The following is a 15286-nucleotide window of genomic DNA, read 5'->3' as shown; positions in this document are numbered from 1 at the left end:
TTCGACTTTATATTACTGATATCCGGCTTCCACCATCCCGGACTCTCTGGGAAACTTCTTATAAAGCTACTGTCTCCATCTTCGTTTTTCGCAATCTTAATCATATTATATATTTTTTCCACTGTCAACTCTTCAATTTCAATTCCTTAGATTTTCTTTCGTAATTCTTAATTTTTTTCTTTTGACATCATTTTTCACTGACAACCCCGGATATATGTTATACTATTAGCATATGCACACATTTTTTATTGGAGGAAAAAAATATGACTAAAAAGAAAAAGATTATATTTATATCTGCCGGGGCAGCGGCTGTTCTGGTTCTTCTGATCATTATCTGGTTTTTCATTTTCAGAAAATCTTCATCTGCCGCCGACGGTGCCGTTGCCTATACAGCCCCGGTATCCATGCTGACCACCTCTGCGACAGGCATGGTAAACCGTTATGCCGGTGTCGTGGAGCCTCAGAAAACCGTAAAAATTCAAAAAGCCTCTGATAAAAATGTCAAGGAGGTTTTTGTTAAGGAGGGCGATACGGTCACCAAAGGTGCCCCGCTCTTCGCCTATGATACGGATGAAATTCAAATGAAATTGAGCGAAGCTGAATTAGAGCTGGAACGAATCAGCACAGAGATCTCCACACTCTATAATCAAATAGAAACTCTCCAGGCTGAAAAAGAAAAGGCCCCTGAAAGCGAAGTGTTTTCTTACACCACTCAGATATTGACAGCCCAGAATGATGTCAAACGCGCCGAATACAACCAGAAAAGCAAAGGCGTTGAAATTGAACAGATCCGTAAATCTCTGGAAAATGCGACTGTCACCAGTGAGATCGACGGCATTGTAAAATCTATCAATGACGGTTCGGAGATGTCTTATGGATATGAAACAGATAATTCCTATATGACGATTCTTTCCAATAATGAATATCGGATCAAAGGAACCATCAATGAACAAAATATGTATGCCATCAGCGTCGGGCAGGAAATGCTCGTTCATTCCAGAATTGATGAGGACCTCGTATGGCGGGGCACGGTCACCGAGGTGGATACTGAAAATCCGGTAAGCAATCAGAATAACATGTACTACTCCGGAAGTGACACGAACACCACTTCCTCCTCCTATAATTTCTATGTGGAATTATCCGATGAGGCGGTCCTCATGCTTGGGCAGCATGTATTTATGGAGCCGGATATCGGCCAGAATGAAACAAAAGAAGGACTGTGGCTGTCCGCCTATTATCTTGTTTTTGACGGCAATGACGCCTATGTGTGGGTCTGCGGCAAAAATGACAAGCTGGAAAAGCGCAGGATCACCACCGGTCAGCATGATGAAACAATGGATGAGTATGAAATCACTTCAGGGCTCACACTGGAAGATGCCATCGCCTTTCCGGATGACACATTAACCGAGGGTATGCCTTGCATCAATGCCGCTGCCGAGGGCGACGCCGGTATGAGCGGTACGGATATGGGCGGCGCGGATATGAACGCGGCCGGCGGTATGGAGGAAATAGTTGAATGATACTTGAATTAGAACATATTTATAAAGATTATATGCAGGGAAAAATGGCTGTCCATATCCTGAAGGATATTTCTCTTTCCGTTGAAAAAGGCGAATATCTGGCAATTATGGGCCCTTCCGGTTCGGGCAAAACAACCCTCATGAATATCATCGGCTGCCTTGACAGGCCCACGTCCGGCGCCTATCATTTAAACGGACAGGATGTCCTGGCCTATTCGGATAACGAACTTTCGGACACCCGGCTTTATAATATCGGCTTCGTATTTCAGAGCTTCCATCTGCTGCCGAAACAGACTGCTCTGGAAAATGTCTATCTTCCGTTGATTTATGCCGGCATCCCAAAAAAAGAACGTATTCAGCGGGCTACTGAAGCTCTGGAACGAGTCGGCCTCGGAGACCGCCTTGATTTTAAGCCGACACAGCTCTCCGGCGGCCAGCAGCAGAGAGTTGCCATCGCCAGGGCGATCGTCAATTATCCGACGATTCTTCTGGCCGACGAGCCGACCGGCGCCCTGGACAGCACTTCCGGCGAACAGGTCATGGAGCTTTTTCAAAAGCTGAACGATGAAGGCATTACGATTATTATGATCACTCACGATGCGGATATCGCCGCCCACGCCAAACGCCAGGCAATTATCCGTGATGGTATTCTCACCGGAAAGGAGGCCCCAACTCATGAAAAAGCCACTGATAATAACGATTAGTCTGGCCGCTGCCGTTGCCGTTGTGACGGTCAGTATCGGCGGATATCACATTTATAAAAGCGCCAATACCCGTGTTGAAGTCAGTCCGGTTTCCTCCATCTACGCGCCGATCTGGGAAGATAATTCATCCTACGGCATTGTAACGACTGATTTAACGCAGGATGTTTATATTAAAGAAGATCAGGTCATTCAGGAGATTCTTGTGGCCGAAGGAGATACAGTTTCCGTCGGAACACCTTTAATGACTATAGACAACACACTGGCAAATCTTGATCTGGAAATGCAGGCCCTCGCCATCGACAATATTGACCTCCAGATTCAGTCGGCCAATCGGGACATTCATTTTCTTGAAACCGCCGCTGTCGGCTATGATGTACCTGGCGGTATGGAGAGTATGGATATGCCCGACGGCATGGACGGCATGGATGTACCGGAAGTTTCCATGAAAGCCGGCAGCCACCGGCTTCTCTCGTCACCGGGCACAGCCATGGCGGACCCGGACGCCATTGTTTACCGGCTGGACCGCCAGACCGTTTTATTCATAAAGGATGGCACCAAAAACATTTATACGGTAAAATGTGCGCCGGAAACCGTCATCACACCGGATTTTCTCTATCGGATCAAAGGTTTGGACACTGACACGGGCCGAAAAATCGGAGAACCTTTAGTTGTATTTTTGCAGATCCCGTCCATCGGAAAACGTATTTATCTCGACGGATATAATTTCGATATCCCGGAAGATTTTTATGAAATGACCTTGGATGAATTCATGTATAAATATAACACTCAGATTTCCGATATCCATTCCGACAGTGAAAATGAAGTGAATCCCTATGACGGTATTACCGCCGAGGAAAAGGAGCGCCAGTTAAAAGAAAAGAAAAATCAATTGACAACTTTGAATATCGACCGAAAAGAAGCTGTTCTCAAATACGAAAAAATGCGCAAAGAAATCGCCGAGGGAACAATTTTGAGTACAGTCAACGGACAGATTAAAACCGTCGGCGACCCGGCTGCAGCCATCGACAGCGGCACACCGTTTATCTCTGTTACAAGCCAGGATGGTTTCTATCTGAAAGGCACGGTAAATGAACTGAAGCGCGAAGAGCTCACCATCGGCCAGCATATTTCCGTCACCAACATGGAAACAGGAATGATGGCCGAAGCGGAAATCACTTCGATCTCCGACTACCCCGTATCCGACAATGCGTCCTCCTATGGGACAAATCCGAACACTTCAAACTACCCTTTTACTGCTTTTTTGAGTGAAACCAGCGGTTTTAAAAACAATCAGTCCGTCAGCATTAATTTATCTTCCAATGAAGACAGCTCCGACAAGCTCTATATTCCAAAGGCCTATGTTCGGGAAGAAAACGGCGAAAACTTTGTTTTTATTGCTGACGAGCAGGGCCGTCTCAAGAGGCAGGTCGTTGAGACCGGGGCCATCATGTACGGCTATTATCAGGAAATCAAAAGCGGGCTTTCCATCGAAGATTTAATTGCATTTCCATATGGGAAAGATGTAAAAGAAGGGGTTAAAACAGAGGAATCGGAAACTCCTTCCTACTACTAAAGGAGGGCTTCAATATGCTTGAAAATATAAGACTTTCCATCCAGGGTATCTGGTCCCATAAGATGCGGTCCTTCCTTACAATGCTTGGTATTATCATCGGCATCGCCGCGATCATTTCCATCGTTTCGACCATCAAGGGCACCAACGAACAGATTAAACAAAATCTGGTCGGCGCCGGGAATAATACGGTTGAAGTGAAATTATATCAAAACGATTGGGAGTATGAGCCCGCCTATAACGGGCTTCCTCAGGGTGTCCCTGTGATCACCGAAGAAATCCGGGAAAACATTCTGGATGTGGAGGGTGTGGAAAATGCCTCCCTCTATCTAAGCAGAAATTACGCTGAAGGTATCTACTACCATAATACCTCCCTGAATGGCGGAAAAATATACGGTATCGATGATCAGTATTTTTCCACCTGCGGATATCAAATGCAAAAGGGGCGGGGGTTTGTCTCCGATGACTATAAAAACTTCCGTAAAGTGGCCATTTTAGATTCGGCGGCTTATGACTCCCTCTTCGGCGGCAATGATCCGATTGATCAAACTATCGAAATTCAGGGGGAACCCTTTACCGTCATTGGCATTTGCGAAAAATCCAATACCTTCAAACCGGTCATTAATTCCATTGAAGATTATTACAATTATATGGCCTCCAGCAGCGACGGCGGCATCATTTTTATTCCCGACGCCGACTGGCCGATTGTTTACAATTATGATGAACCTCAGAATCTCATTATCCGGGCCTCCAGCACCGATGAAATGAGCAATGCCGGCCGTAAATGTGCTGATCTCCTGAATTCCTGTGTGACCTCCACAGATACAAAATATAAGGCCTCCGATCTTCTGGAACAGGCCAAAAATCTCCAGGAATTGAGTGCGGCCACAAATCAGCAGTTAATATGGATCGCGAGTATTTCCCTTCTCGTCGGCGGCATCGGCGTCATGAATATTATGCTCGTATCCGTCACTGAACGCACCCGCGAAATCGGACTCAAAAAAGCGATCGGCGCCAGAAAACGACGGATTCTCGCCCAGTTTCTGACCGAGGCTGCCGTATTGACCAGCCTCGGCGGTATCATCGGCGTTGTGGCCGGTATCGTCATGGCCCAGGTGATCTCAAAAGTTTCACAAACGCCATCAGCCATCAGCATACCCGCCATTATATTCTCAGTGATCTTCTCAATGGCTATCGGTATCCTTTTCGGCCTGCTGCCATCCATAAAAGCGGCAAACCTCAATCCGATCGATGCATTGCGGCATGAGTAAAGGTATCCGGGCTATGTCCCTTGGAAAGCTTGAAACGCTTTCTGCGGGACATAGCCCGGATTTTTTTATCGCTATTTTGAAAAATTTGTCGATAGATTGTGAGTGACTATTACTCCGGATATGTTAAAATTTTACTTAGAACAACCGTGTTGCAGGGTGGTATGGCCTCATTCTACATAGGATGGGGGTGATGCTATTGAAACATTTTGATTTTAAGGATCTGATACCTTATCGCGCGGAGCTTGACGAAGCGCGCCCATGCGTAGCATCTGACATACGGGATACCCGAATGGGTATGGCTTTTGGCATGTTTCTTCTGGCATTACTTACATTTGTCTTTACATTTTGTAAGTAATTTTACATAGCAAAACCGCCCTTGTACTTTGCCGAGTAAGGGCGGTTTTGAAACCAAACTAACGAGGCCAACCACTTTTGTGGGCGGTTGTTCTCTTTGTTTTACTATATCATATTTATTGACATTCCGCAATATATCACTGCTTTTTCAAACAGCTTTTAAACCTCTTTTTTCTCCTCTATTCCTGATTTTTAACCCCTTTTAAGCAAAAATTTGTCGACGGATTGTGAGTGACTATTGCTCCGGATATGTTAAAATTTTACTTAGAACAACCGTGTTGCAGGGTGGTATGGCCTCATTCTACATAGGATGGGGGTGATGCTATTGAAACATTTTGACTTTAAAGATTTAATGACTTTTGGCATGTTCCTTTTGGCATTACTGACATTCATTTATATGATTTGTCACTAATATTTTCGCATAAGAAAACCACCCTCTGAACTTTTGCCCAAGCGAATGAGGATGGTATTCTTATCACCTTATTTACGAGGTCAACCACTTTTGTGGGCGGTTGTTCTCTTTGTTTTACTATATCACATTGGGCTCTTTTCCGCAAGGCCTCAATGTGTATCGATAATCTCTAATTAAAATAGCTTGCAATGATCTGCCAGATCTCAGGGCCGCTTTCCCAGCCGATGCTCCAGCTGGCAACGCCTGCCAAATCGTATTCCTGAATCATCTCCAAACGGCTTCGAAGGGATGTCTGGTCTTCCAGCCAGATCTGATAACGTCGTCCATCAACCTCTGATGTATATTCGCCGTAATTCTGGCCTGTATTTTCATCATAAACCGGTGTCACGCCGTGGCTTTCCAGATATCCGGCGGCCTCCGTCATTCCGGCATTAAAGGATTCCACCACGCCGTTGGCATCCGTTGCCCACACGCGGGTATACAATGGAATCGCATTGATGACCTTCTCCTTTGGCACCATAGCAAGCATATCTTCAATTCCCTGGCGAACAAAATTCATTGAGGCAACTGAGCCTGCGACATCGGAACCGGTATGATGTTCATCATAGCCCATGATAATGATATAATCGGCAAAAATGCCTTCTTCCTTATGGTTATAATGTCTCCAATACATCGGCGTATAGTTATCTATAGAGAAAACAATCTGTTTCTCGCGGCACAATGCGGAGAGTTCCCGGACAAACTGAATATAATTATCAGCCCCGGATTCGCCGATCATTTCAAAATCCAGATTAATACCATCCAGATGATATTCATCGATCCATCCGGACAGCTGGTTCAGCACATGCTGGCGCTTTGACCGGGAGGATAAAATCTCATTCGTCATCTCTCCGTCAAAATTCGTGAATTCATTACTGAACATGGCCCAGACCTCAACCCCGGCGGCATGGGCTGTATTGACGTAGTCCGCACTTCCGAGAGTCACCATATCTCCCTCTGTATTTGCGAAATAAAACCAACGCGGACTGATCGTATTAATGCCCGGCACTTCCGTCAATATCTGTCCCAGTTCTTCATTGGCGGCTTCGCTGTAGACACCATGCCATGCCAGATTAATTTTATAATTTTTAGAAATACCGGTAAATACGGGTTCTGCAAATTCCGGCTCTTCCAGAGCTGTCATTAGCGGTGTATCCAGATCTTCATTTTCTACCCATCCGTTATAACCGTCCTCTGTGACAACCTGAGCCCATTCATCTCCGGCGCCGTCGTCCAGCACATAAAGTTTTTCTCCCCGTTCCAAATCTCTGAAAACCGGGCTTTTGATACCGCCCTGATACCGGATAACCGCTTTCTTCCCGGTGACAGTCGTCATATAGGCATCATCCCAATTTGTCCGGGTGACAACCCGATTCGGGGCTGTGAACACAGCGCTGTCCATCTTCGTATTTTCTTTTATAAAGTCCAAAGAAATATAAAGCATTCCATTCCGGTTGATAACCACCGGGATACTGCTCGCCGCACTGGTCATCCCCACCGTATATGTGGTGGAATCCGGCATATACTGGGCCATTCCCTCCGGTGTTGCATATAAAACGCAGTTTTCATCCTCTTCCCAGTAGATTCTGGAATTATAATACTTATTCGCCGTATTCACATCCATATAAACATTTCCGGCGCCGTCGTCAATAGCCTTTGCTTCCAGCATGGTATTATTCAATGTTATTGTATACTCGCCATCAGAAACACCATAGGTACTATTGTAATCTACCAGGTCTTTCTCCGAACGGAAATCGTCAACTATGCCGCAGCCGCCAAGAATACATAGGATACATACAGAAATAAATAACATTTCCATAATTCTTCTTATCTTATTCATGTGCTTCAACCTAACCTTCCTTTTTGGTTTTTATGTTTCGTGGATAAACAATCTGCCTGCCACAAAACAGCCGAGCATGGCAAGTACCCCAATTGCATAATAAAGGATATCCGCCTCCCGGTGTGTATTGTAAGTCAAAAGAACTCTATCCGAAATATTGTAGGTTTCAATATACGTCTCCGCTGTCATACTTTCACTGTCCGCCGCCTTTTCCAGCACGGATGTATCCTCGGATACCTGGGCCACAAATTCCATGTCCTCCAGATCCGGCATTGCCTGGGAGAGACCTGCGTCGTCCATTTTCGCCGGGATTTCCACGAACCAGGACTCTTGTCCGATCGTCCCTATATAATAGTATCCGCTGATTTCTTCTTTTGTATCCACCGTATAAAACCCTGTAAATTTTAAATCCATATGATTTACCCGGATATAATCACCTTTTCCCTCCGGCCGCCAGGATACCTCTTCCTCTGAGGCATCAACCGACGGGATCATCAATGGATTTCTCCAAAAAAGCAATCCGCATATTATGGCAAGGCCGCATATAATTCCGATGCCATAAAAAATCCGACCCACCATCGAATTCCTTTTCTGCGGATAACTCTCCATCTTTTGTTTTTCCATATTGATAGACTCCTATGCAGATTATATTTACGATTATACTACATTGGAGCCTATCAGGCAAATGTAAATGGAAATCTTACCCACTTTTAAGGAGATGCAGGCCCAAAATATGTAATGATATCCCACATTTGACATATAATAAGACTAGCTAAGTATAATTATGCCAGGCATTTTTGGTTTCAAAGATTCACATAATGGGAAAGTAAAGATTTTTGAAATGAATTAGAAGTCAGGCACATTACCCTAGAAATCTTATATTATTTATTATATCAAATGAAAAATTAAGCGGCAATCCAAATGCTTCGACAAAAATTTTATAAAATTTAATATTTTAATCTCTTTACAGTTTCTGCTGCTATGGGTATACTGTAGGTAACCTCAATCCTACATTAAAGGAGTGATTTCTATGAAGATTGAGAGACTTAATGAAAATCAGATTCGCTGTACGCTGAACAAAGAAGATTTAGTAAATCGTGAGATCAAGCTGAGCGAGCTTGCTTACGGTTCTGATAAAGCAAAGCGGTTGTTTCGTGATATGATGATTCAGGCTTCCACCGAAGTTGGTTTCGAGGCAAATGATATCCCGCTTGTCATTGAAGCTATTCCTGTTTCCAGTGAATGTATTGTGCTCATCGTCACAAAGGTGGAGGATCCGGAAGAATTGGATACCCGTTTTTCCAAATTCTCCCCGACAAATATTTCTCTGGATGATGAAGACCCGGAAGAAGAATCCTCTGATAATGAAGCCGGTTACCGCAGTGCGGCAGACATCCTGGACTTATTCAAAAAAATCAGCGAAGAACTCATTGTCAAAGAGATTTCTTCCAATGAATCGCAGATACCTCTGCCTTCCGGTTCCAAGCCGCAAAACCTCCGGTCCCCTGGAAATCTGAATATGACCAAAATTTTCTGTTTCCACCGGCTGGATGATGTATGCCGCTATGCAGATGCTATCCACCCGAAATATCACAGCGCAAATACCTTATATAAAAATCCTTCAACCGGCGATTTTTATCTGATACTTACAAAAGGGAAAGCATCTCCGCAGCTATTCAATAAGATCTGCAATATTGCCATTGAGTACGGCGATTATGTGCCTGCAAGCGACGCATCTGTGGCTTATTATAACGAACATTATAAAATTATCCTTAAAAACAGAGCTATTCAAAAGCTGGCGAATCTGTAAGCAAAACTGTCAACAAAAAAACAGCGGGGAACATATCTCACCGCTGTTTTTTTCATGTCTATGGAATCTTATTTATTATTCTTTTCAAGGAAATTATTAATTTCTGCAACTAAAGCTGCCGGGTCAATGCCATGAACCATTGCCGCTTCTGCGATGGTCTCTCCCTGAGAAGACGGACAACCCAGACAATGCATACCGATGCTCATCAAAATAGGCGCTACACCTGCATCGATTCTTAATAAATCGCCAATCATAGTATCTTTTGTTACCTGTGCCATTTCAAAGCCCTCCTTCTTAAATTTTGGTTATTGCCTATTATAATACATTATTCACCGCTTTGCAAGTCCTCAATCATTCAGGACAATTTTCCAAATATTCTCAATTATATCCGCTAAATGATAAATTATATCATTGAAACGCCATGTTATGCTTGTCTAACCAGGGGCTTTTGTATTACAATAAGGTCGTACAACTTAACAGTACTATTAGATTTATTTTCATACTTATAAGGAGGTAACTATCATGGCATATGTAATTTCTTCTGATTGTGTTTCCTGTGGTGCTTGCGCTGGCGAATGTCCAGTAGGCGCTATCGTTGAAGGCGATGGAAAATACGAAATCAAAGCTGATGACTGTATCGATTGCGGTACTTGCGCAGGTACATGTCCTACAGGTGCTATTTCTCAGGAAGACTAATTCTAAAAGAATAGAAGATAAGGTGCTTCGGTTCTCCGCAGGCACCTTATTTTTATGCTCGTGACTAAAAAACAGCTTTCTGAAAAAAGACGCTTTTCCGGCCATTTCTGACCTTTCAAGCGTCTTTTCTCTTTCTCCCTAAAACAGCCGTTTCATCTTCGAAACAGGCTGAAATGTCTTTTATTCATTTTCGTTGGCGTATACGGGGGAAGCTTGGCTGCTGCCGCCTCCTGATAACCCCTCTGGCGTCCCCGAATTGCTTCATCCAGCTTTCTGAACCGTGCCTCTTCTCTCTGCTCCCTCTCCTGCTCCAGGACGTCCATTTCCCTCAAAAGACGCTCTGCCACCTGTGATGCGATCGATTCCTCCAGTTTGAGATTATTTGCCTGAAGCGCCTGAGAAACAATGCCATCCATTATGTATTTAAAATGGCTCATTTTCTCAGCCGGACTGACGCTGACAACCTCAGGGGCCTCAACACGTTCTGCCTTAACGAACTCAGCTACCGCTGTACTCTTCACGGCCTCTTTCTCCGGTTTCCGGGCTTTTTCCTCGATCTGCGGATTCTTCTCCTCAGGCTTTTTCGCCTTCTCCTCAGATTTTTTCATGGTTTCTTCAGCCTTTCTCTGTTTTTCCTCAGACTTTTTCACTTTTTCCTCAGGCTCCGCAAAATTTTGCCGTACATTATTCAGAGAAATAATATTTGTGCCTTTGTTTTCTTCAAACATAATCTCAAGAACATCTTTTATCGCCTTCAACTGAAATCCCCTGTCTTTTAACGCCCGTATCTGGCAAAACATATCGATCTCTCGCTGTGTATAATAACGATGGCCCATTTCATTCCTTGGTATTTCTAATGCAAGCTCGTCCTCCCAGTACCGAAGTACATGAGATTCAACCTTAACCATCTTCGCTGCATCTGATATTGTGTATCGCATTTCTTCCATAGAATACCTCCACTTAACCTTCTCGTTATCTGACAATCAAATTATAGCAAACCCCCAAAATATTTCAATTTTTCGCCCTAACAACTTGTCGACATACCCTCTTCGAAAAATAAAAAAACCGGTCACAATATTCGTGACCGGCTGGATATACGCCGAAATCTGCGTTATTTTATTTCTTTGACTTATTGGCAAACTTCGTATAATTCGGAAGCCAGACCAGTTCCACCGTGCCGATCGGGCCGTTACGCTGTTTGGCAATAATAATTTCGGATATATTTTTCTTATCCGTGTCTTTATTATAGTAATCATCACGGTAAATAAACATCACCACATCCGCATCCTGCTCAATTGCTCCGGACTCACGCAGATCCGACAAAATCGGCCGGTGATCCGGCCGGGTCTCACAGGCCCGCGACAACTGGGACAGGGCGATCACCGGCGCATTGATCTCTCTGGCCAAAGCCTTTAAAGAACGGGAAATGTCAGAAATCTCCTGCTGCCTTGAATCGGTCCGCTTACTGCCGCCGCTCATAAGCTGCAGATAATCAATGATCACCAACCCCAAATTATTTTCAAGCTTGAACTTCCGGCATTTAGAGCGCAGCTCTGAAATGGAAATACCGGGGGTATCATCAATGATCAGCGGCGCCTTACTGATATCTCCGGCGCTCTCAATAAGCTTTTCCCAATCATTGGCGCTCAGATTTCCGGTACGTATCAACTGGGAATCCACTTTGGATTCCATCGAGAGAAGACGATTGACCAACTGGTCCTTCGACATCTCCAGGCTGAATATGACGGTCGGCACTTTATTTTTCACCGCAATATACTGGGCCAGATTTAAGACAAAGGCCGTCTTTCCCATAGATGGACGGGCAGCGACAAGAATTAAGTCCGACGGCTGAAAGCCTGAAGTCTTATAATCCAAATCATAAAACCCGGTAGCTAAACCGGTGACTGTTCCCTTATGTTTGGCGGCCATCTCAATCTTATCAATGACGCTCAAAACCACATCCCGTATCGGCACAAAGTCATCCGTGCTTTTTTTCTGAAGCAATCCGAAAATTTTCTTTTCTGTGTCCTCCAGAATCTGATCCAGGGATTCTTTTCCGAGATAACAGGTGTTTGCAATCTCTTCATTGGTTTTTATCATGCGGCGCAAAAGAGCCTTTTCCGCCACAGTCTTCGCATAATAGCCGACATTGGCCGAGATCGGCACATCGTTTAAAATGCCGCTGATAAATTCGACGCTGGTCAATTCGGGCGGAACATCCTTATTCTTCAGCCGTTCCTGAAGCGTCACCAAATCCACCGGCTTATCTTCCCCGTACAGCTCCGTCATCACATCAAAAAGAATTCCATACTGTCTCTGATAAAAATCATCGCTCCCTATGATTTCCGAAGCAGTCGCAATGGCGTCCGCATCCATAAGCATGGCGCCGATAACCGCCCGTTCCGCCTCATCGCTATGCGGCAATATTCTCTTGATCAATGCTTCATCCATCGCCATATCAGGCCTCCACAACCTTCACTTTCAATTCTGCCGTTACCTTCGGATGAACCTTATACGGCACGATCACCGTTCCAACCATCCGAATCGGCTCCTGCAGATTTAACTTCTTCTTATCAATATCCAGATTCAACTGGGCCTTTGCTGCCGCTGCGATCTCCTTTGTGGAAACGGAGCCGAATACGCGTCCGCCCTCGCCGGTTTTAATCGATACCGTGACAACCTTTTCTTTTAATTCCTCAGCAAATGCCTTTGCCGCTTCCAGTTGTTCCTTTGCGACCTTCTCTTCATTTGCCTTTTTGAGCTTCAGATCATTCATATTTTTGGCCGTAGCTTCCAGGCCGAGCTTTTTCTTTAAAATAAAGTTTCTCGCATATCCTTCATTGATCTCTACAAGTTCGCCCTTCTTTCCGAGGCTCTTTACATCTTCCAATAAAATAACCTTCATCTATATCGCTCCTTCTTTCCGCATATTCGCTATCGTCCGCTTCACGAGCTCCATTCCCTGGGCCTCAGACATATTCTGGAGCTGCGCGCCGGCAATAGTGCTGTGACCGCCACCGCCGATCCGCTCCATAACAAGCTGGACGTTGATTCCATCCTCGCCCTCCATCGACCGGGCGCTGACATAAACAGTCTCCTTCACACGGGTAAAGACAAAGGACGCCTTAATTCCCGTAATGTTCAAAAGCTCATTCGCCACCTGGGCCCCGACGATCGTCGGACTTTCCAGCCCCTCCGCCGGACAGGTCGCATAAGCCATATCATTTTCCATCTCCGCATGACGCACCGCTTCTGCGCGGGCCCTGTATATCTCCATACTGTCCCTGAAGGCCAGATGGACACGGGTAATATCCGCGCCGCTTTTCTTCAAAAAGGCAGCGGCTTCAAAGGTTCGCACCCCTGTCTTACTGGAGAAATTATTTGTATCGATCATCAGACCGGCAAACATGGCGTCCGCCTCGATCGGGCGAAGCTTAACGCCATCCGTAATATACTGCAGGATCTCCGCAACCATTTCACAGGCTGACGAGGCATAAGGCTCGATATAGGACAACACAGGGCTCTCAATCGACTCGCTGCTCTGCCTGTGGTGATCCAGGATAACCACTGTTTTTGTCCGATTCAAAAGTTCGGGCCCTTCCGTATAGGACGGCCGGTTCACATCCACCACAACAAGGGCTGTTTCCATATTCATGATCGCGGCGGCCTCACTGCTGCGCAGGAACATATCCGGCTCATAATCCGGATTATTTTTAAACTTATTGATGATCGGCCGCACCGAGGTCGTAATCTCGTTAATAACGATATGGGCCGGTTTATTCAGGGACTTCGCCGCCCGGTACACTCCGATCGCCGAACCGAAAGAATCCACATCGCCGATCTTATGCCCCATAATGATCACCTGGTCTTTTCCAAGAATAATCTGCTTCAGGGCATGAGCCTTAACGCGGGCCTTAACACTGGTTCCCTTTTCCACCTGTTTCGTCTTACCGCCATAATAAGAAATCTTATCCCCTGCCTTGACAACCGCCTGGTCGCCGCCCCGGCCCAGGGCCAGATCAATGGCATTCTGCGCCCATGTATAGGATTGTCCATAGGAAATCGCATTCATGCCGACGCCGATACACATGGTTACGGCCATTTCATTTCCAATATTGATCTCCCGGACTTCATCCAAAATAGAAAAACGGCTGGACTGGATCGCCGCCATATGTTTATGATTCACCACAAAGGAATATCTGTCCTTTTCCACCTTTGTGATGATGGCGTCATAGGACTGCATGTATTTGGTGATCTTTCGCTCGATCAAAGCTGCGAGAAGTGAACGGCGCACTTCCTCTGTGCTGTTCATAGCCTCCTCAAAATTATCAATAAAAATGATACCGGCGACAAGCTTCTGCTCCTGATTTTCCCGGATATAACGGCGGATATCCGTTTCATCAAACATAAACATGGCAATCAGAAGATTTTCCGGATGGTTAAAGCCTACCAAATCATTATGCTCGGCGAAATCCTCCACATGCATCCGGCAAAATTCTGTCCGATATACCCGGTCCTCATGAACAATCTCCAGAAAACATTTTTCTTCCATTTCCTGAATTTTCTGAAGATCCAAAGACGGAAATATACTTTGAATATTCTTTCGGACGGCCAGATTGCCGATTACCCGGGTCAACGCTTCATTTTCCCACATCAGTTTCCCGGTGCTGTCAAGAACGCCATACGGTACTTCCAGCTCATGAAGCAGTTTTTTCTGGACCTGGCCATACTGAAGTCCGAAATTTATCAATTCCTCCGTGATCGCCGGCTTTGAATAGAAGGATACAACGATGGAAAACACAAGATGAACTAAAAAAAATACGCCCATCAACGCGCCGGCTTTATGATCTATCACCGTAACTCCGAGCGTCATAAGTCCAACGATGATATTCAATATAATCGGCCATCTCAGGTACCACTTCAAACGCCCTTTGATTTCCATATCATTTTTCATTATCTTACCTCTTTTTTTCTGAACATTTCAATACAGATAAAAACAACTTATCCTATATTATAGCATTTTACGAAGTTCTGGTAAACACTTTTCTCTATTTCAAAATAAGTGAATCT

Annotated in this window: 14 protein-coding genes; 7 read left to right on the top strand and 7 right to left on the bottom strand. The window is 45.0% G+C overall.

Annotated features, from left to right (window positions below; all coding sequences use genetic code 11):
- Positions 1-263 precede the first annotated feature (263 nt).
- The 5 genes from ACMN7X_RS01155 to ACMN7X_RS01135 all read left to right on the top strand — a co-directional run bounded on the left by ACMN7X_RS01155 (position 264) and on the right by ACMN7X_RS01135 (position 5420).
- A complete protein-coding gene (locus ACMN7X_RS01155) occupies positions 264-1520 on the top strand; it encodes a biotin/lipoyl-binding protein (RefSeq protein ID WP_418745670.1) in 1257 nt (418 codons plus the stop codon).
- Positions 1517-2224, top strand: coding sequence for an ABC transporter ATP-binding protein (locus tag ACMN7X_RS01150; protein WP_418745669.1), 708 nt, complete (start codon positions 1517-1519; stop codon positions 2222-2224). Before ACMN7X_RS01155 ends, ACMN7X_RS01150 begins: the two co-directional genes overlap by 4 nt.
- Positions 2196-3797 (top strand): hypothetical protein, encoded by a 1602-nt coding sequence (locus tag ACMN7X_RS01145; protein ID WP_418745668.1) that lies wholly within the window; start codon positions 2196-2198, stop codon positions 3795-3797. Before ACMN7X_RS01150 ends, ACMN7X_RS01145 begins: the two co-directional genes overlap by 29 nt.
- A gap of 14 nt (positions 3798-3811) precedes the next feature.
- On the top strand, positions 3812-5065 hold the full coding sequence (locus tag ACMN7X_RS01140) for an ABC transporter permease (RefSeq protein WP_418745667.1): 1254 nt from the start codon (positions 3812-3814) through the stop codon (positions 5063-5065).
- A 190-nt stretch (positions 5066-5255) separates the two neighbouring features.
- Positions 5256-5420 carry a hypothetical protein gene (locus ACMN7X_RS01135; protein WP_418745666.1) on the top strand — a complete coding sequence of 55 codons (165 nt, stop codon included), beginning with the start codon at positions 5256-5258 and terminating at the stop codon, positions 5418-5420.
- A gap of 580 nt (positions 5421-6000) precedes the next feature.
- Here ACMN7X_RS01135 and ACMN7X_RS01130 read toward each other — a convergent pair.
- Positions 6001-7710: a glycosyl hydrolase family 18 protein gene (locus ACMN7X_RS01130; protein WP_418745665.1), complete on the bottom strand. Its 1710-nt coding sequence runs from the start codon at positions 7708-7710 to the stop codon at positions 6001-6003.
- Between the two features lie 30 nt (positions 7711-7740).
- The gene (locus ACMN7X_RS01125; RefSeq protein WP_418745664.1) at positions 7741-8334 is read right to left on the bottom strand and encodes a hypothetical protein; all 594 of its coding nucleotides are present in this window, start codon (positions 8332-8334) and stop codon (positions 7741-7743) included.
- A 406-nt stretch (positions 8335-8740) separates the two neighbouring features.
- Here ACMN7X_RS01125 and ACMN7X_RS01120 point away from each other — a divergent pair, with 406 nt between their 5' ends.
- Entirely contained in the window at positions 8741-9520 is a 780-nt protein-coding gene (locus tag ACMN7X_RS01120; protein ID WP_418745663.1) for an adaptor protein MecA, read from the top strand.
- Positions 9521-9588: 68 nt separating this feature from the next.
- On the opposite strand, the gene ACMN7X_RS01115 is transcribed toward ACMN7X_RS01120, so the two are convergent.
- Positions 9589-9798 carry a DUF1858 domain-containing protein gene (locus ACMN7X_RS01115; RefSeq protein ID WP_132091981.1) on the bottom strand — a complete coding sequence of 70 codons (210 nt, stop codon included), beginning with the start codon at positions 9796-9798 and terminating at the stop codon, positions 9589-9591.
- 244 nt (positions 9799-10042) lie between these two features.
- Here ACMN7X_RS01115 and ACMN7X_RS01110 point away from each other — a divergent pair, with 244 nt between their 5' ends.
- On the top strand, positions 10043-10216 hold the full coding sequence (locus ACMN7X_RS01110; protein WP_418745662.1) for a DUF362 domain-containing protein: 174 nt from the start codon (positions 10043-10045) through the stop codon (positions 10214-10216).
- A gap of 152 nt (positions 10217-10368) precedes the next feature.
- Here the strand turns inward: ACMN7X_RS01110 and ACMN7X_RS01105 are convergent, their stop codons facing one another.
- The 4 genes from ACMN7X_RS01105 to ACMN7X_RS01090 form a co-directional block, all read right to left on the bottom strand.
- Complete coding sequence (locus ACMN7X_RS01105) at positions 10369-11163, bottom strand: helix-turn-helix domain-containing protein (protein ID WP_418745661.1); 795 nt, start codon at positions 11161-11163, stop codon at positions 10369-10371.
- A 169-nt stretch (positions 11164-11332) separates the two neighbouring features.
- Positions 11333-12667 (bottom strand): replicative DNA helicase, encoded by a 1335-nt coding sequence (dnaB, locus tag ACMN7X_RS01100; RefSeq protein WP_418745699.1) that lies wholly within the window; start codon positions 12665-12667, stop codon positions 11333-11335.
- Between the two features lie 7 nt (positions 12668-12674).
- On the bottom strand, positions 12675-13121 hold the full coding sequence (gene rplI, locus ACMN7X_RS01095) for a 50S ribosomal protein L9 (RefSeq protein ID WP_418745660.1): 447 nt from the start codon (positions 13119-13121) through the stop codon (positions 12675-12677).
- Complete coding sequence (locus ACMN7X_RS01090; RefSeq protein ID WP_418745659.1) at positions 13122-15170, bottom strand: DHH family phosphoesterase; 2049 nt, start codon at positions 15168-15170, stop codon at positions 13122-13124.
- Positions 15171-15286: the final 116 nt, after the last annotated feature.

This window comes from Frisingicoccus sp. (assembly GCF_048388605.1).
Lineage (GTDB): Bacteria > Bacillota > Clostridia > Lachnospirales > Lachnospiraceae > Frisingicoccus.
This window is presented reverse-complemented; position numbering and strand designations above follow the sequence as displayed.

Coding starts and splice junctions, on each gene's coding strand:
- ACMN7X_RS01155 (WP_418745670.1), top strand. CDS start 264: ATGACTAAAAAGAAAAAGATTATATTTATATCTGCCGGGGCAGCGGCT.
- ACMN7X_RS01150 (WP_418745669.1), top strand. CDS start 1,517: ATGATACTTGAATTAGAACATATTTATAAAGATTATATGCAGGGAAAA.
- ACMN7X_RS01145 (WP_418745668.1), top strand. CDS start 2,196: ATGAAAAAGCCACTGATAATAACGATTAGTCTGGCCGCTGCCGTTGCC.
- ACMN7X_RS01140 (WP_418745667.1), top strand. CDS start 3,812: ATGCTTGAAAATATAAGACTTTCCATCCAGGGTATCTGGTCCCATAAG.
- ACMN7X_RS01135 (WP_418745666.1), top strand. CDS start 5,256: ATGCTATTGAAACATTTTGATTTTAAGGATCTGATACCTTATCGCGCG.
- ACMN7X_RS01130 (WP_418745665.1), bottom strand. CDS start 7,710: ATGAATAAGATAAGAAGAATTATGGAAATGTTATTTATTTCTGTATGT.
- ACMN7X_RS01125 (WP_418745664.1), bottom strand. CDS start 8,334: ATGGAAAAACAAAAGATGGAGAGTTATCCGCAGAAAAGGAATTCGATG.
- ACMN7X_RS01120 (WP_418745663.1), top strand. CDS start 8,741: ATGAAGATTGAGAGACTTAATGAAAATCAGATTCGCTGTACGCTGAAC.
- ACMN7X_RS01115 (WP_132091981.1), bottom strand. CDS start 9,798: ATGGCACAGGTAACAAAAGATACTATGATTGGCGATTTATTAAGAATC.
- ACMN7X_RS01110 (WP_418745662.1), top strand. CDS start 10,043: ATGGCATATGTAATTTCTTCTGATTGTGTTTCCTGTGGTGCTTGCGCT.
- ACMN7X_RS01105 (WP_418745661.1), bottom strand. CDS start 11,163: ATGGAAGAAATGCGATACACAATATCAGATGCAGCGAAGATGGTTAAG.
- dnaB (WP_418745699.1), bottom strand. CDS start 12,667: ATGGATGAAGCATTGATCAAGAGAATATTGCCGCATAGCGATGAGGCG.
- rplI (WP_418745660.1), bottom strand. CDS start 13,121: ATGAAGGTTATTTTATTGGAAGATGTAAAGAGCCTCGGAAAGAAGGGC.
- ACMN7X_RS01090 (WP_418745659.1), bottom strand. CDS start 15,170: ATGAAAAATGATATGGAAATCAAAGGGCGTTTGAAGTGGTACCTGAGA.